The sequence below is a fragment of the Pseudomonas fluorescens genome (genome assembly GCF_902498065.1).
Classification (GTDB): domain Bacteria; phylum Pseudomonadota; class Gammaproteobacteria; order Pseudomonadales; family Pseudomonadaceae; genus Aquipseudomonas; species Aquipseudomonas fluorescens_BJ.
Window position 1 is genome coordinate 90,867 of sequence record NZ_CABVIR010000005.1, and the last position, 18,673, is coordinate 109,539.

At 54.1% G+C, this 18,673-nt stretch carries 13 protein-coding genes and 5 pseudogenes; 7 read left to right on the forward strand and 11 right to left on the reverse strand.

Annotated features, from left to right (window positions below; all coding sequences use genetic code 11):
* Positions 1 to 223 precede the first annotated feature (223 nt).
* The 8 genes from F8N43_RS18765 to F8N43_RS18800 form a co-directional block, all read right to left on the reverse strand.
* Positions 224 to 1,561: an OprD family porin gene (locus tag F8N43_RS18765; protein ID WP_150637214.1), complete on the reverse strand. Its 1,338-nt coding sequence runs from the start codon at positions 1,559 to 1,561 to the stop codon at positions 224 to 226.
* A gap of 125 nt (positions 1,562 to 1,686) precedes the next feature.
* The gene (locus F8N43_RS18770) at positions 1,687 to 3,342 is read right to left on the reverse strand and encodes a cation acetate symporter (RefSeq protein WP_150637217.1); all 1,656 of its coding nucleotides are present in this window, start codon (positions 3,340 to 3,342) and stop codon (positions 1,687 to 1,689) included.
* Entirely contained in the window at positions 3,339 to 3,701 is a 363-nt protein-coding gene (locus F8N43_RS18775) for a DUF485 domain-containing protein (protein ID WP_150637219.1), read from the reverse strand. Before F8N43_RS18775 ends, F8N43_RS18770 begins: the two co-directional genes overlap by 4 nt.
* A 31-nt stretch (positions 3,702 to 3,732) precedes the next feature.
* A complete protein-coding gene (locus F8N43_RS18780; RefSeq protein WP_150654163.1) occupies positions 3,733 to 4,953 on the reverse strand; it encodes an FAD binding domain-containing protein in 1,221 nt (406 codons plus the stop codon).
* Entirely contained in the window at positions 4,950 to 5,432 is a 483-nt protein-coding gene (locus tag F8N43_RS18785) for a VOC family protein (RefSeq protein ID WP_150637223.1), read from the reverse strand. Before F8N43_RS18785 ends, F8N43_RS18780 begins: the two co-directional genes overlap by 4 nt.
* Positions 5,433 to 5,740: 308 nt before the next feature.
* Positions 5,741 to 6,460 carry a TetR/AcrR family transcriptional regulator gene (locus F8N43_RS18790; RefSeq protein ID WP_150637224.1) on the reverse strand — a complete coding sequence of 240 codons (720 nt, stop codon included), beginning with the start codon at positions 6,458 to 6,460 and terminating at the stop codon, positions 5,741 to 5,743.
* An 80-nt stretch (positions 6,461 to 6,540) separates the two neighbouring features.
* The gene (locus F8N43_RS18795; RefSeq protein WP_150637227.1) at positions 6,541 to 7,458 is read right to left on the reverse strand and encodes a LysR family transcriptional regulator; all 918 of its coding nucleotides are present in this window, start codon (positions 7,456 to 7,458) and stop codon (positions 6,541 to 6,543) included.
* A 25-nt stretch (positions 7,459 to 7,483) separates the two neighbouring features.
* Entirely contained in the window at positions 7,484 to 8,695 is a 1,212-nt protein-coding gene (locus tag F8N43_RS18800; protein ID WP_150654249.1) for an MFS transporter, read from the reverse strand.
* 425 nt (positions 8,696 to 9,120) lie between these two features.
* Here F8N43_RS18800 and F8N43_RS29940 point away from each other — a divergent pair.
* From F8N43_RS29940 to F8N43_RS18810, 3 genes and pseudogenes are all read left to right on the forward strand, one after another.
* Positions 9,121 to 9,939, forward strand: a pseudogene (locus F8N43_RS29940) (cache domain-containing protein); the annotation flags it as partial.
* Between the two features lie 342 nt (positions 9,940 to 10,281).
* A pseudogene (locus F8N43_RS29945) lies at positions 10,282 to 10,797 on the forward strand (methyl-accepting chemotaxis protein); the annotation flags it as partial.
* A 39-nt stretch (positions 10,798 to 10,836) separates the two neighbouring features.
* Positions 10,837 to 12,063, forward strand: a complete 1,227-nt coding sequence (locus F8N43_RS18810; protein WP_150637229.1) for an MFS transporter — start codon at positions 10,837 to 10,839, stop codon at positions 12,061 to 12,063.
* Positions 12,064 to 12,179: 116 nt separating this feature from the next.
* Here the strand turns inward: F8N43_RS18810 and F8N43_RS18815 are convergent, their stop codons facing one another.
* On the reverse strand, positions 12,180 to 13,745 hold the full coding sequence (locus F8N43_RS18815; protein ID WP_150637231.1) for a sensor domain-containing diguanylate cyclase: 1,566 nt from the start codon (positions 13,743 to 13,745) through the stop codon (positions 12,180 to 12,182).
* A 227-nt stretch (positions 13,746 to 13,972) separates the two neighbouring features.
* Here F8N43_RS18815 and F8N43_RS29570 point away from each other — a divergent pair.
* A pseudogene (locus F8N43_RS29570) lies at positions 13,973 to 14,065 on the forward strand (DUF159 family protein); the annotation flags it as partial.
* Here the strand turns inward: F8N43_RS29570 and F8N43_RS18825 are convergent.
* Positions 14,052 to 14,309 (reverse strand): annotated as a pseudogene (locus F8N43_RS18825) (phage tail length tape measure family protein); the annotation flags it as partial. The pseudogenes F8N43_RS29570 and F8N43_RS18825 overlap by 14 nt on opposite strands.
* Between F8N43_RS18825 and F8N43_RS18830 the strand changes: the two are divergent.
* A pseudogene (locus tag F8N43_RS18830) lies at positions 14,293 to 14,986 on the forward strand (IS3 family transposase); the annotation flags it as partial. The pseudogenes F8N43_RS18825 and F8N43_RS18830 sit on opposite strands and share 17 nt — an antisense overlap.
* A 165-nt stretch (positions 14,987 to 15,151) precedes the next feature.
* Here the strand turns inward: F8N43_RS18830 and F8N43_RS18835 are convergent.
* Positions 15,152 to 16,126: a TerC family protein gene (locus F8N43_RS18835; protein WP_150637233.1), complete on the reverse strand. Its 975-nt coding sequence runs from the start codon at positions 16,124 to 16,126 to the stop codon at positions 15,152 to 15,154.
* A gap of 385 nt (positions 16,127 to 16,511) precedes the next feature.
* Here F8N43_RS18835 and F8N43_RS18840 point away from each other — a divergent pair, with 385 nt between their 5' ends.
* Both F8N43_RS18840 and F8N43_RS18845 read left to right on the forward strand, forming a co-directional pair.
* Positions 16,512 to 17,414 (forward strand): universal stress protein, encoded by a 903-nt coding sequence (locus tag F8N43_RS18840; protein WP_150637235.1) that lies wholly within the window; start codon positions 16,512 to 16,514, stop codon positions 17,412 to 17,414.
* Between the two features lie 89 nt (positions 17,415 to 17,503).
* Entirely contained in the window at positions 17,504 to 18,667 is a 1,164-nt protein-coding gene (locus F8N43_RS18845; protein ID WP_224787838.1) for a permease, read from the forward strand.
* The last annotated feature ends 6 nt before the right edge of the window (positions 18,668 to 18,673 follow it).

An 18,673-nucleotide genomic window follows, 5' to 3' on the forward strand; every position in this document is an offset into this window, starting at 1 on the left:
CAGAATAAAAAAAGGGCGGTGAAGGATCACTTCACCGCCCTACCCCAATCAAGGGAAATGTTGCTCTTCAATAAAACACGCCGTTGGAAGAGAACGACATGTACACGCAACACTCGTTAAAGTGCTGCCTGTCCGTCACAGCGGCCAGCCAGGAACAGCACTGACCCACCGAATTTTTTATACGAACTATCGCTTCCGCGAAGCGAACCCCACTGTTTAAAAATCAAAACAACGCCAACTGGTAATTTATGATTACGCGGTTCTCATCTTGCTGGCGGGCGTTCGGGATATTGTTTCGCACCATTGCATTTTTCCACATGACACCCAAACCTTTCAGGGGGCCTGATTGCACGACGTAGGCCAGCGTAATATCACGCTCCCATTCACTGGAATTGCTGGAGGCAACAGTATCGATACCATCGCCTTTAACATACACAACACCCGCCGTCGCACCTGGCAAGCCCAGCGTTGCAAAGTCATAAGCGTAACGGGCTTGCCATGACCTCTCGCCGGCACGAACGAATTTCTGAACCTGCATCTCCGTGATGGTATAGGTGGTCGGGCCGTCCCCTTGGTTTAAATACGGAAAGTCACTTTTACCATTGCTGACTTCATAACCTGCGCCAAAGGTGTGACCAGCAACCGCGTAGGTAAATAATCCGCTGTACAGATTATTGTCGACTTCACCCTTTAAGGTATTACCGCCGTAGTAGCCTGTCGTGAAATACGCAGGATCATGGCCGTTTGCGCCGTCACTTTTACTATTGAAGTAGCGAAGATCACTGGTTAGTACGCCAGGCCCCATCGCCCAGTTGTGAATGAGCCCGAGAAAGTTCTGTTTGTAAAAATCTTCCAGATTGCCGTAATAGTACTGCACGGTCAGATCTTTAGTCAGTTTGTAATCACCACCGGCGTAGATGAATTTATTACTGAAGCGGCCGGTGACCGCATTATTCGCACCGGCGATGGACATGTTTTCATTGTTGCTGGAGTTACGCCCCTTCACCTCATCAATTTGCCCGCCCACCAAGGTCAGATCTTTGATATCGGCCGAAGTCACTTGGGTTCCTTGCCAGGTTTGCGGCAACAAACGTCCGTCATTGCTGAAGATCACCGGCAGTTTCGGGACCAGCGTTCCGAGTTTCAGCTCGGTCTTGGATATTTTCATTTTCCCGGTCAGGCCCAGGTTGGAGACCTCGTCAACCGCATGGTCGCCGTCGCTGGGAAACACTATGCCGCCGTAGTTCGTGCCCGTCGGATTACCATGCTTGCCGGCGCTTGAATCCAGCTTGACGCCCAACATGCCCAACGCATCCACCCCGAAACCTACGGGCCCCGGGGTATAACCCGAGATGAATTCGAGCTGAAAGGCCTGGCCCCACTCCGCTTGATAACTCTGGCTGGCTGCTTTCTGAGCGGGGGTTGCTGAGTCCCGGTAATCGCTGTTGATATAGAAGTTACGCAGTTTCAGCGCCGCTTTACTGTCTTCGATAAAACCCGCCGCATGGGCGTGCTGCGCCAATACACACAGGGCTGCTGCAACAGTCAAAGTACACTTCATCGATTCGTACCTAAGTTGAGATTTATTGTTTTTGTACAAACTTTTCAGCGATTTTCAGGCGTAGTCATTCACAAGAGCTGCACGTTCATGCAGCCATTATTTAATGTGAACAGTAATAACCCGAATTAATCAGCTTTCAGCTGCGCCTTCCAGGTTGCCGGCGTACCCAATTCAGAATCCACCAACTGATTTTCAAATCGATTGCGCTCACTTACAGCACTGGCGGAACGATCGGTGATGGAGAACCAGAAAATACCGATAAATGCGACGGCCATCGAGAACAGGGCGGGATATTCATACGGGAACCAGGCTTGCTGATGATGCAGGATCTTCACCCATACCGTGGGGCTGAGGATGCACAGGGTGATTGCCGAGACCAGCCCCAGCGATCCGCCAATCACGGCGCCACGCGTCGTCAGGCCCTTCCAGTAAATCGACAACAACAGCACGGGGAAATTGGAACTGGCGGCGATGGAGAACGTCAGGCTCACAATAAAGGCGATGTTCTGTTTTTCAAAAGCAATCGCCAGGAGAATCGACAACACCCCCAAAACGATGGTTGTCACACGAGAGACACGCATTTCTTCACGGTCATTGGCGGTGCCACGGCGTAAGGCATGCGCATAAAGATCATGAGAAACCGCAGAAGAGCCGGCAAGGGTCAACCCCGCCACCACCGCCAATATCGTCGAGAACGATACCGCGCACATGAACCCCAGGAAGACATTACCGCCGACGTTGTGTGCGAGGTGAATCGCAACCATATTTACGCCACCCACTATTGCGCCTGAGGCATCGTGATAGGCAGGATTACTGGCAACCAGGGCGATGGTGCCGAAGCCGATAATGACGATCAGTGCGTACCCTATGCCGACAAGACCCGTGGCATAAAGAATACTTTGGCGTGCGGCCTTGACGTTACCGACGGTGAAGAACCGCATGAGAATGTGTGGAAGACCTGCCGTGCCGAAGACCAATGCCAATCCCAGGGAAATGGCAGACACCGGGTCGGTAATCAGACCGCCGGGGCTCATGATTGCTACATGGGACGGATGAACCTGGGTAGCTTGAGTGAACAACTGGTTCAGGCTGAATCCGAATTCGGATAACACCATGAACGCCATGAAGACGCAGCCGGTCAGCAGCAAGACGGCCTTGATAATCTGAATCCAGGTGGTTGCCAGCATCCCCCCAAAGAAAACATAGATAACCATCAGCGTACCCACGAGAAGTACTGCCGCGGTGTAATCGAAGCCGAACAGCAACTCCACCAGTTTCCCAGCGCCTACCAGCTGAGAAACCAGGTAAAGCAGAACGATAACGATCGAACTGGACGCCGCAAAGGCACGAATGGGGCGTTGTTTCAGTCGATAGGACAGTACATCCGCCAGGGTGTAGCGCCCCAGATTTCGCAATGGCTCTGCGATCAAAAACAGAATGATCGGCCAGCTTGCAAGGAAGCCGATCGAGTAGATCAAACCATCAAAACCACTGGTAAAAACCAACGCGGAGATGCCCAGCAAAGACGCCGCGGACATGTAGTCTCCAGCGATGGCCCAACCATTTTGGAAACCGGTGATTTTTCCTCCTGCTGCATAGTGATCGGCAACGCTATTGTTTTTACGTGCCGCCCATCGCGTGACAAACAGAGTAAAAATAACGAACGCTAAAAACATACCGATAGCCATCGGGTTATGTTTTTGTGCGACGGCAGGGACATCGGCCGCATAGACCGCTACCGAAGCAAAGACGGCGGAAATTGCAATAAGTAGACGCTTCATTTGTTGAAGCTCCTGATGATTGTTTTTATTTTGGGGTCGTAGCAGGTGTTAGTGCGCCATACGTAGACAGCCACGAGAAGAATCGTGAAGGCGAGCATTCCAAAGCCAATGGGCACGCCCCACGTCATCGGTTGCCCTTCGATGATCGGTGTACCCAAGCGGGCCGGTATAAAGGCCAAAGAAAGAATAAAACCGAAATAGACCGCCAACATAAGAGCCGTCATGCTCCACGAAAATATTCGTCGCTGCTTTACCAAAGCACGAAACTGCGGATTGTCGAGAATCGGGTTTTGAACTGTGTCATCCACCTGATTAGCGGACATGGCCGGGCCACCGTCTCGCGGATATGCATGTTCCATGGTTATCTCCTGCAAAGGGCGTGTGGCTGAATTAAAACTTCACCGGCACTGCGGTCTCACGCATCACGGCTTCTGGCGTTCGATATAGCTCAGCCATTTCGCGTTCTTCTTCACTCTTCAGTTGCGCCTGCATGTAGGCACCCAGATGCCTGGCATGCTGAACAATCGACGCCCCGAAACGACAGCGTTGTTCGCTGTAGTCCGCCAATGCCTCTTCAACGGATGCATGTCGCTCAAGTGCTTCGACGATTGCCAACGCATCACCGGCGGCCTTGGTAACACCCATCCCACAATGGGGACGCGCTACGAATGCTGCGTCGCCCAACAAAGCGACACGTCCGAAGTTCATTTTCGGTACTTCCAGATCGTAAATCGGCTGGAATAACGGCTGCGTGGCTTTCTTCACGACTTCGGCGAACTGCGGGGCAAGTAATGTCTCTGCGCAGTTGTACATGTTGTCGAGCACGTCACGGCGTATCAGCGCCGGAGGAATTCCACCTTCAAATTGTTTACCGCTTTCATCCCTCAACAAATCGCGCAAATCGTCGTCGCCGCTGGTGCGGTACCAGACAAAGTTATAACGACGTTCGCCCACAAGGGTGCTATTGGAGTTCCCGGCAACTGGATAGCCCAGGATCTGCTCGTGCGCAGGCAAACAAAAAGCGAACTTGTCGAATAGCGCTGCGTGGGCAGAGTCAGACAACGCACTTTCATCGACTAACCCACGCCATGCGATATAGCCGGCGTATTGCAGGTGGACGTCAGGTAAAAAATGCTGGCGGATAGTCGAGCGAAATCCATCAGCGGCGATAACGACGTCCGCTTGATGAGTGGTGCCATCGGCCAAAGTCACGCTGGCATGCGTTTCGGTGCTTTCAACCGAGATGACGCTACCACCGCAGCGGTACAGTGAGTCCGGAAATACGGCGCGAAGGACCTGGTACATTTTCCCCCACGCAGTCAGCGTTTGCGGGAGCGCGTTTTCGAGTACGACATCGCCGTCCTGAGCCAGCGTGACACGCGAAAGTACATCGATACCTACAGACGCATCGAGGGGAATTCCCGCGGCGGCCATCGCCTCGAACAACTCAGGGTGAGTAACGATCCCAGCGCCTCGTCCAGCAAGTTCGTCCGGAACGCGCTCGAAAACCTCAACGCCCCAACCTTTGCGTAACAGCATATTGGCTGCAAACAGGCCACCCAGCGAACCGCCTACAACAATAGCGTGGCGTTTGCTCAATGCATTGATCATGACCGCTCTCCCCCACTGGCAGCTACATGGGAGGCGTAAGAACCTACTGCTTCAATCTCGGAGGCCGGGAAATTGAGTTCGATGGTGACACCCGACGGATCTTCGATAAACACCTGATGCAGGCCGAGGCTCGGAACGGTGCGATCACGCCAGGCAATGCCTTCGGCTTTGAAAACGCTCCAGAACTCAACCAGGCCTGTGACCAGAAAGGCGATGTGGTCAACGGTGCCAGTGCCTGACAGCGGGATTTCTTTATCGCCGAGGTATTTCTTCAGACCTTCGGGGTTGGAGGGATCAATCCCGATAATGTGGACCGTGCCGAAGTCCTCCTCATCCCCTCCCATGTACAACCAAACGCCGGGGAAATCGAAAGGTGGACGGTAGCCTGGGGTAAAACCGAGCACCCTTTCATAAAATCGACTGGACTTTTCCAGGTCGAACGACCGAATCGAGTAATGAGCGAGCTTCAGGACTTGCATGGTGCCTCCAACTGTTTTTTGTATTTATTTATCACTTGATAAACAATACGACCTGATGAAATTGAAGGCAATAGCTGGAGGATCAAATTTTCGCAGGACTGGCCGGAACGACGTTGTGGCGTCGCTGAAAGAGAACACGCTTCAGGCGTTGGGAAAGGGCCTTTGCGGCGCAGACAGGCGCGCGTACGCACCTTGCCACCCGCTCAGCTGAAGGCTGAAACAGGTGATGAGTGGTCGACAAAAAAGAGGGTCGAAGCAGGAGATCAGGGAGCGGGAAAAGGGGAAAAAACCCTTCGGATCGAAGCCGATCAATTCAAGCGAGACTTCTCGCCGAGGTCATTATCGACTTGCTGCAGTACGTGGGGGCTGCCGTTAAGGAACGCATCGACCATCTGCTCGATCAGCGCATCAATGTCCTCAGTCACGGGAAGATCGTAAATCCATTTGCGTACGCCAACATAGAAAATGCTGGCATGCAGACTCCAGATCAGTTCCAGCTCTTTTTCATTGATCGTTTCACCTGAGGACGGTGCCAATCCATGAGTGTGGCGGATTTCTGCAATGACAGGTATGAAGACCCGCTCACGCAATTTAGCCAGATACCGATCGTTGATACCTTCACGTGTCAGCCCGGCGAATACGAAGATACGAATCCATTCTCGCCGCAGAATCACGCTTGCGTATGAGGTATAGAAACGAACCAGACGAGGCTGCAGGGGTTCCGAACGATCCTTGATGATCGCCTCCCACGCGGTATCCCACTGATAAACCTCGTCGTAGACACGGTCTATCAATGCCTCTTTGCTAGGAAAATATCGATAGAGCAAGGGTTGGGTAATATCAAGTTGTCGCGCCAGCTCGCGGGTACTCCCCGAGAATCCGCACGTCGCAAAATGCTCAATGGCTTTCTGCACAATCTGCTTTTCCCTGACCTCTGGCGAAAGGCGTCGAGTCGTCGACTTGACGAGGCCTTCGGAGTCGGCTGATTTTCCAGGCTCTTTCTCGTCTACATTTTTTGAGTCTTGCATAACGCCTCACTAGAGCTTCATCGAGGCATCATACAAAACAAAAGAATGCGCTGGCTATGAACCCCACTTACTTGGCGGAATCAGCGCTGGGGCATGCCCTCAGGCCCCAGCAATTCGCTGATGAAATCGATAAACGCATTGACGCGTCTGGAGCCGCGATGATTGGGGAGATACAGCGCAGAGATGGCCGAGTTCGCATCGTTCGGATTGATGACAAAAGACTCGAACAATGTCGTCAAGTGACCGCTACCAACATCGTCATTGACGAGCCAGTCAGGTAATAGAGCCACCCCACCGCCCGCCAGCGCGAGTTCACGCAAAACCTCCGCGTTGTTGCTTTTAAAGCGCCCCTCTACGGGTACTCGAGTCTCTTCACCGTCTTTCAGGAAAGTCCAGACCTGTTGCTTTGGGCCGTAACTGAAGCGGATGCATTCATGCTGTAAGAGGTCCGTAGGATGTTCAGGGAAGCCACGGGTTTTCAGGTACTCGGCACTGGCAACCACTCGACGTCTAAAGTGACCGACGGGACGGCTGACTACTCCATCCATGGCGGCTGCCGAACCCAATCGGATCGACAGATCGACGCGCTCGCCCAGCAACTCGACAATGTCGTCAGACAGTGTCATGTCCAACACGAGTTGCGGGTAACGCTTCAAAAGCGAGGCGATATGAGGCGCAATCAGACGACGTCCAAATGCCACCGGTATGGAAATACGAAGATGCCCTGCGGGAACTTCCCCACGGTCAGTCACCGAAGCATCCGCTTCGGCTACAGCGTTCAAGACTTCCCGCGCTTTCAAGTAGTAGGCGGCCCCGGCATCTGACAATGAGATTTGACGCGTGGAGCGGTTCAGCAGGACGGCGCCCAGTTCCGCTTCAAGCCCATCGATCATCCGGGTCACGGAAGACGTCGCCAGGCCTAACTGTCGAGCGGCAGAAGAAAAGCCCTTCGAGTCCACAGCCTGGACGAACATCTTCAATGCAAGCAGCTTGTCCATGACACTCCTTGACTGACCTGGGGTCTCATTGGGCCTGCCCGGCTCGACGAGAAACCATCGAGAAGGCGACCAGAGCGACCAGTGACAAAGCGCTACCCACCGCTGCAACAGCCAACCAGCTGGCATGTTCATAAAGCGAACTGGCCACCGAGGAGCCGATCGCACCGCCAATGAAGATACTGATCATGTACAACGCATTCAGGCGGCCTCTGTTGGCGGTGCCCAGGGCGTAGACGGCACGTTGGCCAAGCACCATGTTCATCTGCACCGCAAAATCCAGCGCAACACCGGTGACCGCCAAACCAATCACGCCGTAAAAGGGGTTGATGAAGGCTGGAAGGAAACTCACCACGCCCAGCACCATGGCCAACTGTGAGGCCCGTCGAGTGTGCCCTGCATCAGCGAGTCGACCGCTTATAGGCGCGGCGACTGCACCGATGGCGCCGACCAGAGAGAACATCGCAATCTGACTTTGCGTAAGGCCAAACTCACGACTCAACACCAGTGGCACGGCGGTCCAGAACAAACTGAACGCCGCAAACATCAGCCCTTGATAAAGCGCCCGCTGACGCAACACGGGCTCGCGGCAAAACAGTTGTCCAAGGGACATCAGCAGTTGACCATACGACGCACGATGAGCCGGTTGCCATTTGGGCATGGTCATGCCGATCACGATGGAGATGATGAGCATCAAGGCCGCAGCCCCGATGAACACAGCACGCCAGCCCAAATGATCCGCCACCAGGCTCGACAGCGGCCGCGCAAGCAGAATCCCCAGCAGCAAGCCTCCCATAATCCCGCCAACCACCCGGCCGCGAGACTCTTCCGGTGCCAGATGTGCGGCCAATGGAATAAGCATTTGCACGGAGACCGAGCTGAAACCGATGAGTGCCGATACGACAAGAAATACGCTCGGCTGCTTGGCTAAACCAGCGGCGACCAGACTGAAGATTGTGATCACGATCGTCGCGATCATCAGTCGGCGGTTTTCGACCAGGTCCGCCAAGGGCACCAGGAAAAACAACCCGAGGGCATAACCAATCTGGGTCAGCGAAACAATAAAGCTCGCGCTGCCATTCGACATGCCGATATCCGGGGCGATCAAGCTGATGATCGGTTGTGCGTAATAGATGTTGGCCACGATGGCACCGCAACAAAACGCAAACAGAAGCACCAGCCCTCTGGTCATTGAGGCTTTTTGTATCGTCGTTGCTGTACTACTTGTAGAAGCGCCCATTCCATAAACTCCTGAGATTCGACGGCGGTGGCTCTCCAAGAGAGGTCACTCGCATTGATGTTTTCAGGTCAACAAAATAGGCGGCACTCCCCCTCCAGAGAATATGGGCAGGACGCAACGTCATGTTGCGTCTTGCGCAAAAGACATCGGGCCTGGTCAACGTCCCCTTCTTGAGTCAATGACGCGACAGGTACTTCCACCGCCTTTTACCGACCATCGACAAGCCGTTCGGGATGAGCGTAGACTACTATTGATCGATCGATCATTAATAGTTTTTTTGACGGCAAGAGACCTTCAGTCTCTCCAGACTCAACCGTTTCAACCAAAAAACCCCCTTCCTTTTATGCGATGTCGAGCCAGCCTTGGCCGAGATAAAAACGGGTGGATCAAAATAAAATCTCTTGAGTGAGGTGAAACTCATCGTGATGTTAAGTCTTCGCAGCAAAGTCATTCTTCTGACGATCATCCCTGGCCTTTTGCTGGCTGCAGTGATCAGCGGTATCACCTTTGGGGTTTTGCAAAAGCTGGCATCCGAGGAGGTCGAGCAGACGCGCGACCTCTTGATCAATGAGCGAAAAACTTCGCTCGAGCACTATATGGAAATTGCCCAGGCCTCGATTCAGCCGATCTACGACGCTTCCAAAAATGGGGATTCCAACGCTCGGGATCAGGCCGTGAAGATTCTGCGTACGCTGAGTTTCGATAAACAAAACTACTTTTACGGCTATGACTCTTCGTCTGTTCGAGTGTTCTCCGCCAATCTGAACACCGATATCGGCAAGAGCTTTGTCGATAGCAAAGATGCCAACGGCGTATACGTCATTCGCGGGCTGGTTGACGCGGCCAGGACGGGCACTCATTTTTTCCGCTATCACTGGCAAACACCCAACAGCCCACAACCTACTCCCAAGCTTGGTTACACCGTTTACCTGGATAAGTGGGACCTGATCGTGGGCACCCAAGTGAACCTGGACGATCTTGAAGTTCAGGTGCAGGCCATTGCCAGTGAGCGCTATGAGCGAATCGGCCAGTACACCGCTTACATCCTTTTCCTCGCCGTTTGCGGGCTGCTACTCGTGGCGCTGGTTGGCATTTGGCTAGGCAACAGCATTGTGAAACCTGTGCTGGCCATCAGGAAAAATCTGGACGACATCGCCGCTGGAGATGGCGACCTCACACACCGCTTGCCCGTTTCGAGCAACGATGAGCTGGGCGATCTGGCTCACTCGTTCAACTTGTTTGTGGAAAAAATTCATAGCCTTGTGCGGCAGATCGCCGAGATGACTGGACAATTGACATCACTGGTCGAAGAGATGTCGGCGCAGGCACAACGGTCAGAGCTGGCCATGGATCGTCAGCGCCACGAGACGGATCAAGTGGCGACAGCTATTCATGAAATGTCCACGGCCGCGCAACAGGTTTCAGTCAGTGCCCAAGGTGCTTCGCAAGCAGCACGAGAAACCAGCGATGTCGGTGGGCAGGCAAGAGATGTCGTTAACAAGAGCATCGAAAGCATTCATTCTTTGATTGAGGAAATTGGACAAAGTAGTTCGTCTCTGGACAGCCTGAACAAGGATGTGCAGCTGATTGCCGGTGTGGTTGACGTCATTCGTTCTATCGCGGAGCAAACCAATCTATTGGCTTTGAACGCCGCCATTGAAGCAGCACGGGCCGGCGATGCAGGTCGTGGATTTGCGGTGGTCGCTGACGAAGTTCGAGCATTGGCCAGCCGTACGCAAAAGAGCACACAGGAAATCCATGGGATGATCAGTCTGCTTCAAAAAGGCACTCAAGACGCCATGATCACGATGGGCCGCTCCAGCGAAACAGGCCGAACAACAGGAGAGCTGGCAAACCAGGCGGGATTGTCGCTGGATGCCATCAGCCAACTGATTTATACAATTAACGACATGAACGCTCAGATCGCCAGCGCTTCCGAAGAGCAGACCGCCGTGGCCGAGGAGGTAAACCGCAGCATGACTCACATCTCCCAGGCGGCTGATATGGTCGCCGGAGGCGCCAGAAATGGTGCGCAAACCTCCAGAAGTCTCACTGAACTGGGTAATCGTTTAGGTCGTTTGGTTGGCCAGTTTCGGATCTAGCAGTCAGCCACCGCATCCGCCCGCCCACAGGAAGTCACTATGCGTAAGGATTACCTGGCTTTTTTTATCTCGTTGTTTCTATCGCGGCTGGCAGATCAACTTCTGCTGTTCATCGTGCCGCTGGTGGTGTTCCAGAGCACCAACAGTGCGTCCTGGGCCGGGCTGGCGTTTTTCGTAGAATCACTGCCACGCTTTCTTGCGTTTCCGTTGTGCGGAGCCCTGTGCGACAAGTTTTCGCCCATCAGAATCCTGCACATCAGCCAGGTCTACCGCGCACTACTCTGTTTGCTGGCGGTGGCGCTTTACGGAATTTTCGGCGGCATCGCCTGGCTGGTGGTGTTGTCGGCGCTTTGCGGAGTGCTGACTACCCAGGGCATCATGGCCCGCGAGGTGCTGATGCCATATGTTTTCCAGCACTACAGCTACACCAAGACCCTCTCCTACTCGCAGATCGCCGACCAGACCGGACTGGTCCTCGGGCCGTTGGTGGCGGCGCTGCTGCTGGAAGTATGGGCCTGGCACTGGGTGGTGCTGTGCGTCGCCGGGCTGTTCGTGCTGGCCGACCTGAGCATGCTGGTGTGGCAACGCTTCAGCCGCATCACCCTTGAGGTGTTCGAACAGCATGAGGACATCTGGCTACAACCTCTGCGTATCGCCTTCGGGCATATCCGCGAGCTGGCGGAGCTGAAAAAAATCATCATCCTGGCCGTTGGGGTCAACCTGATCGTCGGGGTCACCCTGGCCACCTCGGCGGCCATGGTGATCGGCCAGTTCAGTGCGGGCAAGGACACCTACGCCGGGCTGCAGGCGGCCAGCGCGGTGACTACCATCGTGATCCTGTTCTTCCTCGCCCGGGTGGTGCTGCCCCTTCGGGTGCTGGGTGGTGTGGCTTACACGATGATTGCCGCGGGCGCCTTCATCAGCGCCCTGAGCCCTGCCATGGCCAGTTATGTGCTGGGGTTCCTCCTGATCGTCGGCTTCGACAAGATGTTCAACGTCTACATTCGCAGTATCCGCCAGCGGGTGATTCCCCCCCAGGACTTCGGCAAAACCGTGGGCGTGATCACCTTGCTCAATAACCTTTCGCAGCCCCTGGCCGGCTTGCTGGTGGCGCTACTGGCCGCGCCTTTGGGCACACAACGAGTGATCCTGATTCTGGCCGTGCTGACCACGCTACTGGGCGCAGCGGCCCTATGGTGGTTTTCCAATGTACGCAAGCCCCTCGCAACCTCGATCCTCAAGGCCGACCAGGAGGCAGGCAATTGAACGTGGAGCCGCAAAGGTTCCGCTGTTTTGCGTCTCGCCACTCTCAGAAGAATGAAGTCGCTCAGAGGAGGTTTTGCGCACGTCCTCTCCTGAATTCGCGATATCACAAAAAAACTCTAATATAGGTTCTCAAGATCTTTAGATTGGGTTTGTACGCGATTACGACCGCTTTTTTTGGCCATATAAAGGAGTTCATCAGCCTTCTTTAAGGTATCGGAAAAATTACGATCATAGTCCTTGCACCAAGACGCAACCCCTAAAGAAATTGTCACAGGCGTACAGGGGCTCATAGATGTCTTTTCAACTGCAGAACGAATCCTTTCAGCAAGCGCTGCCGCGGCATAAATGGGTCTGTGCGGCAGCACTACAACGAATTCCTCACCCCCAACCCTAAAAACGACATCTCCTTTTCTCGTTTGATTTTCAAGGACTTGAGCAAGTCGTCGCAAGACCATGTCACCGACATCATGGCCGAACGTATCGTTGACCATTTTGAAGCGGTCTATGTCCACAGCTATAACGGAGAATCCTTCACTCTCTTGCTCCAAGCGAGAGAGAATCTCAACAAGGCCTCTACGATTTGCGAGATTGGTCAACGGATCCCTATAGGCCTGATCGTTGAGTATGGACAGCTTTTGATCGACAAGGCTGATTCCTGTAAGAAGCGCCCTCCTGAGACGCGAAGCCTCCAAATACCAACCATTCGTTTCTTTGATGAGAAGTATGCTCTTTTCTTCTCCAAGCTGTTTGGCTCCGTCAGCCAGCTGGCGCAAAGGGCGACTGATCCTCGACGCCCCCCAAGCTGTGAAAAAAACCCCAGCTAATCCAAGAGGTAAAATTCCCCAAGCGATGGATTGGAAAAGGTTTTTCATCATATCGTCCGCGACCTGCAGCGGTTGCTCTAAAATGACGCCCCACGCTGTGTTTGGCACAGATGCATAACTTAGAAGTGCCTCATCCCCCGCCGAGTTCTTCACAACCACCGACCCGCCTTCACGATGGAGAAGAGCCTGCAGAACAGTGTCTTTCTCGACCCTCCTACTCAAGCTGATATCGTTGGGTTGATAGAGGTAATTACCCTTCCCGTCAATTAAATAGAGAGAGGCTCCATTAATGAAGCTATGTTCACTAAGCAATCTATAAAAAAAATTATCTGCTTTAAGGTGAATGGTGGCTACCAAGACACCCGCCTTATCTTCATCGCTGCTCCTCACCGGCACCGAAATATAAACAATAAGATTCCCCATCAACGATAAAAACGCCGAACTTGTATGTTCAGTCTCGTTCAATACTGGTTGCCAGGTAAGTAGTACTTTGCCGGTTAAGCGTTCACTATATGGCAAAGAGTTTGAGATACGTCCGTGCACGTCGGCAACGACAATGCTATTGAACGTCGAGTCTTGATGGAGTAAACGGTCCATTTCATGGTTAAGATCGCCACCTTTTCCAATCATTTGAGCGCTGTATCTAAGTCTTGCGAAGCTATCTTGCAAAACTCCGTTTAACGCTTCCGAAATTTTTCGCGCGTATGCTTCATTACCTTCGAGCGAACTCCGAATAACCGCCTCTCGATACGTATGATAAGCAACAGTCAGGCTCGCCACGAGCGTACTCAAAGCGGCCGTGATTGTGAGCATGAAAATGAGGTTGCGCAGCGTCACGGCTGGCAGATTCTGCGGCATAACTAAGCCCTCCGAAGTGGACGCAGACGCCGCTAAAAGGATAAAAAAATGCGCGAAGGATCCATCTAGCGATCAGCAACTCCGTAGCTTGCATTATGCTCATCAGGCTCGGCAGCGCGCAGAAGGCGACAGTGATGATAACATAAAGCCATCACGAACCGCATGGACATTTCAATCGAAAACCCGCTGGGAAATGTTGAAGGTGCCCGCGAGGGCAATCCAAGGCTGTCGAGCAGGTCGTCCATGACCCATTCTTCCGTGCTATCTGGCCGCACCGGGCAATCATCGCGATCAACAACTGGTTTGAATGGATGGATGAGCGATGCCAGAAAAGCTTTCTCCTGCAATCTTGCCATTGCCGGCCAGCAGTGCGAGAACATCGGCGGCTTGCCCGGTTGTGCCCACAGTTGCGCCGACTTGCCGGGCCATTACACCCAACTGTTCCGCGCTCACTCCCGCATAATTGCCAGTCAGAATCAGGCCCTTGCTGTACGCGCCTTGCTCCTCACTGCCCTTGTAAAAAGCGTATGCCAATGCACCCACAGCAGCGGTTGCTAGCCGCAGCATCGTGTCGATGATGCAGGAAGACGGCGAGCAAATTGGGCGGTTCAAGGTGCGATGCCTGATGCGGGAACTGGAGTTGGTCAGCAAACAACCTGGATCACATGCCTACAAACAAGCGACGGTTGAGTGGCCTGACATTCCGAACATCTTGAATCGAGAGTTTGATGTGCCGGCGCCGAATCAGGTCTGGTGTGGCGACATCACCTACATCTGGGCTCAAGGGAAATGGCATTACCTGGCTGTCGTTATGGATCTTTACGCGAGCCGAGTGGTGGGCTGGGCGCTGTCGAACAAGCCGGATGCGGATCTTGGTCATCAAGGCGTTGGACATGGCTTACGAACAGCGTGGCAGGCCTCAAGGACTTCTGTTTCACTCGGATCAGGGCTCGCAATATGGCAGCCGCCTGTTTCGCCAACGGCTCTGGCGTTACCGCATGCGCCAAAGCATGAGCCGTCGTGGGAACTGTTGGGACAATGCGGCGATGGAGCGTGTGTTCCGCAGCTTGAAAACTGAAGGGATACCGACTGTGGGCTACATGACAGCTCAAGAAGCGCACCGCGACATCAGTTATTACCTGATGCATCGGTACAACTGGATTAGACCGCATCAGTTCAATAATGGGCTGGCCCCGGCTCAGGCCGAGAAAAAACTTAACGTCGTGTCCGGGATTAGTTGACCACTACAGTGCTGGTGCGGTTTTGACCCAAGCTGCTGACTTCAGCTAACCCTTAGGCAGTCTGTGAAGACACGCATAAGACCATCGATTACCAAGTATTCGGGTAGGTCACTGATTTCCGGTAGCCTGGGTCAAAACTGCATCAGCGCCAACATCTCTGACTCATCATTGTTCTCCCGTAACCCGTGTTTTGCTCTTCGTCAAAGCCAGGCTCAACAGGACCGAAATCAAGATGATGCCGCCGACTGTGGACAGCGACCATTGGATCGGCACGTGCCACCACGGCGCGACCAGCATCTTGCCGCCGATGAACACCAGTACGATGGCCAGGCCATATTTGAGCAAGTGAAAGCGGTCGGCCATGTCGGCAAGCAGAAAATACAGTGCGCGCAGGCCCATGATGGCGAAGATGTTGGAGGTGAACACGATGAAGGGGTCGGTGGTGACGGCGAAGATAGCCGGGATGCTATCGACCGCGAACACCAGGTCGCTGGCCTCGATCAGTACCAGCACCAGGAACATCGGTGTCGCCCAGCGCAGGCCGTTCTGGCGCACGAAGAAGCGCTCGCCGTGAAAGCCGTCGGTGATGCGAAGATGGCTACGCAGCCAGCGCAACAAAGGGTTCTTTTCGAGGTCTGGCTGCTGGTTGGCGAAGATCAGCATCTTGATGCCGGTGATGACGAGGAAAGCGCCAAAGATATAGAGCAGCCAGGCGAACTCCTGCACCAGCCAGACACCGGCGAAAATCATGCCGGCGCGCATGATGATGGCGCCGAGCACGCCGTAGAGCAGGACGCGGCGCTGCAACTCTGGTGGCACGGCGAAGTAGCCGAAGATCATCACGAAAACGAACATGTTGTCGATCGACAGCGACTGCTCGATCAGGTAGCCCGTCAGGAATTCGAGCGTTGTGCGCAGGGCGACTTCGGCGCCGAACATGCTGCGCAGATACCACCAAAGCAGGAGGGCGAAGATTAACGCCAAACTCGTCCAGGCGGTGACCCAGGCCAGCGCCTCGCGCACCGAAACACGATGCGCCTTGCGCCCACCGAAGACGAACAGATCGAGCGCCAGCATAGCAAGGACGAACACGATGAAGGCGGCCCACATCCAGGGTTGGCCGACGCTGAAGGCGGTCATTTACTGTCTCCGCATGAAGCAGCAATAGGCTGGAGGAGTCATGCTAACGAGCCTGTTACATCAACAAAAATCGTTTATTCGTTGCGAATAGTTCGTTTTTTACGAAGTATTGATTCAGGTGCTCAACTACCGGTAGTCGCATGGTTCTGCTTCGTGGTTAAGGCGGGTGGCATGGCGCGCCGTTCCAGCAGTCCCGTCCCCGCTAGATCGTGATGAAAAGGTCTGTTACCTCCTTCGACAGGCTTGGCAACTGGTAAGCCGGTGATGCAGGCGTATATTGATAGTGTCGATCCAGGTAGTTGAGGCGATTTAAGATCGCCAATGGTGGGACAAGCGAGAGAGCTGGGGGCGCTAGCGGATAACCCAGAACGTTTGGAGGTGTCACATGAGGCAGTATCAACGACTCTTTCTGATCGCAGGTCCAACCATGCGTCACTCGCCAGCGATGGAGCGGGCAATCGCACTGGCCGACGCTACAGGCGCAGCGCTGCATATCGCGGTGTTCATCGAAGACTTCGACCTTATGCGGTTAATGAGCAACAGTGAACAACTTCGTGAGAGTTGCCGGCAGGAGAACCTGCAGTGGTTGACAGATGAGGCCGAACTCATGCGCAGGAAGGGCATCAATGTGACCACCGAAGTTGCATTGACCCGTGACCCACTGCAAGAGATCCTTGGGCATGTGGCTGCAATGCAGCCGGACCTGATTATCAAGGACGTACATCATGAATCAGCGCTCAAACGCGTATTCGTCACGCCTTTGGATTGGCAGTTGTTACGCGAATGTCCGACCCCTATACATCTGGTCAGCGAAGTCAGGTGTCCGCTTCCTCGGGTGATTGTGGCGGCGGTTGATCCATCGCATCCAGAGGGTCAGATCAGCGGAATCAACGACAGCGTCATTCAGGCGGCGAACGAATTGGCGACGCAATGTGATGCTGAATTGCACATGCTGTATGCCTATGAACTGACACACACACATTTCTCTGATGCAGGTGCTGGCGCCGTGACGATGCCAGGCTTCAGCAACGACGTGCGCCGGTCACTTGAAAAGTGCTTCATTGCCTTGGCTGGACGCCACGGCGTGCCACCTGAGCGACAACACTTCATTGCAGGACCGCCAACCAAAGCAATGGCCGACTTTGCCACTCATACTCGAGCGGATGTCTTCGTAATGGGAAATACCCATCACAAAGGGGTGGACAAGCTGGTTGGCAGTACCACGGAGCATGTTCTGTATCAGGTGCCTTGCAGCGTTTTGGCCATCAAGGGAAAAGCGGATCAATGAACGAAAAAAACGCCACTATCGCAGCCGGCTGTTGGTGCTGGCGTGGTTTTGACCCAAGCTGCTGACTTCAGCTGACCCCTAGGCGGTCTGTGAAGACACGCATAAGACCATCGATTACCGAGTACTCAGGTAGGTCAACGATTTCCGGCAGCCTGGATCAAAACCGTATCAGCGCCAATAGTCTGATCCTCTGCCTGATCTTTGGCATCGGTATTGGCTTGCTGATGGCTACCCTATTCTGGAAAGACGACCTGACCCACGACGCACAGGCGGATGCCCTGTTCGCAGAGAAGGCCCACGTTTCCCGGCCTGCACTGGGCGTACTGCTATCTTTGGTGGCATTGCTGATTGCGGGCACCTTGAAACTGTGGCCCCTGACCGCAGATTTGATCAGTTTCAAAGTCCCGCTTTTCTGGCCCCAGGCGTGGCAGGACACCTTGTTTGACTGGGTTCCATACGACGCCAGTAAAGGAGAAGAAGGCGTGAGCTTCCAAGGATCTGTTCTCATCGCCCTACTCCTGATGATTGCCGCCACGGCCAAGCGTGGTCTGGATAACATCACCGAAGGAGCCAACCACTGGACATGGGTTGCGCTGGGTCTGACCGCTAGTACCTTGCTGATCGCTTCGATGCGACTGACACCAGAACCTGGCACATTAACCTTTACCTTCACGGGTCGTGTGTTCGGTGTCGCATTGACCCTATTGTCTGTTTGGTACTTTGCCCGAAAACTGCCAACCGAAGACTGGCAAGGCTGGCTGTGGGAAGCCTGGCGCTTCGTCAAGCAGATATTTGTTGTGCTGGTGGTGGGTGTATTCATTGTCGGCATGGTTCGCCAGGTTATTCAACCCGAGTGGATTGAAAGTCTTGCAGGCAGCAACACAGTGCTCGCCAATGCCATAGCGGTAGGGTTCGGCGTGTTCATGTACTTCCCAACCTTGGTAGAAGTGCCCGTCGCCCGCATGTTCCTTGATCTCGGTATGCATCCTGGTCCGCTCCTGGCCTACCTGATGGCGGATCCTGAACTTAGCTTGCAGAGCATGCTCATGGTGGCGGCGGTGATTGGTCGCAAGAAGACCGCAGCCTACGTTGGGTTTGTCGCTTCGTTCAGCATCGTGGCAGGCCTGCTCTATGGTGCCTGGGTCGATGGCACCAACTGGCTGATCCTTGGTGCAGGAATGGCCGCTTCGCTCGCCATAACTGGCGCAATTTACCAACTGATCCGTTATCAACGTAAACAAACAGCAAGCTGACTTACA

Bases quoted from the DNA above. Each gene is read 5' to 3' on its own strand.
- F8N43_RS18765 (WP_150637214.1), bottom strand. From the start codon at position 1,561: ATGAAGTGTACTTTGACTGTTGCAGCAGCCCTGTGTGTATTGGCGCAG.
- F8N43_RS18770 (WP_150637217.1), bottom strand. From the start codon at position 3,342: ATGAAGCGTCTACTTATTGCAATTTCCGCCGTCTTTGCTTCGGTAGCG.
- F8N43_RS18775 (WP_150637219.1), bottom strand. From the start codon at position 3,701: ATGGAACATGCATATCCGCGAGACGGTGGCCCGGCCATGTCCGCTAAT.
- F8N43_RS18780 (WP_150654163.1), bottom strand. From the start codon at position 4,953: ATGATCAATGCATTGAGCAAACGCCACGCTATTGTTGTAGGCGGTTCG.
- F8N43_RS18785 (WP_150637223.1), bottom strand. From the start codon at position 5,432: ATGCAAGTCCTGAAGCTCGCTCATTACTCGATTCGGTCGTTCGACCTG.
- F8N43_RS18790 (WP_150637224.1), bottom strand. From the start codon at position 6,460: ATGCAAGACTCAAAAAATGTAGACGAGAAAGAGCCTGGAAAATCAGCC.
- F8N43_RS18795 (WP_150637227.1), bottom strand. From the start codon at position 7,458: ATGGACAAGCTGCTTGCATTGAAGATGTTCGTCCAGGCTGTGGACTCG.
- F8N43_RS18800 (WP_150654249.1), bottom strand. From the start codon at position 8,695: ATGGGCGCTTCTACAAGTAGTACAGCAACGACGATACAAAAAGCCTCA.
- F8N43_RS18810 (WP_150637229.1), top strand. From the start codon at position 10,837: ATGCGTAAGGATTACCTGGCTTTTTTTATCTCGTTGTTTCTATCGCGG.
- F8N43_RS18815 (WP_150637231.1), bottom strand. From the start codon at position 13,745: ATGCCGCAGAATCTGCCAGCCGTGACGCTGCGCAACCTCATTTTCATG.
- F8N43_RS18835 (WP_150637233.1), bottom strand. From the start codon at position 16,126: ATGACCGCCTTCAGCGTCGGCCAACCCTGGATGTGGGCCGCCTTCATC.
- F8N43_RS18840 (WP_150637235.1), top strand. From the start codon at position 16,512: ATGAGGCAGTATCAACGACTCTTTCTGATCGCAGGTCCAACCATGCGT.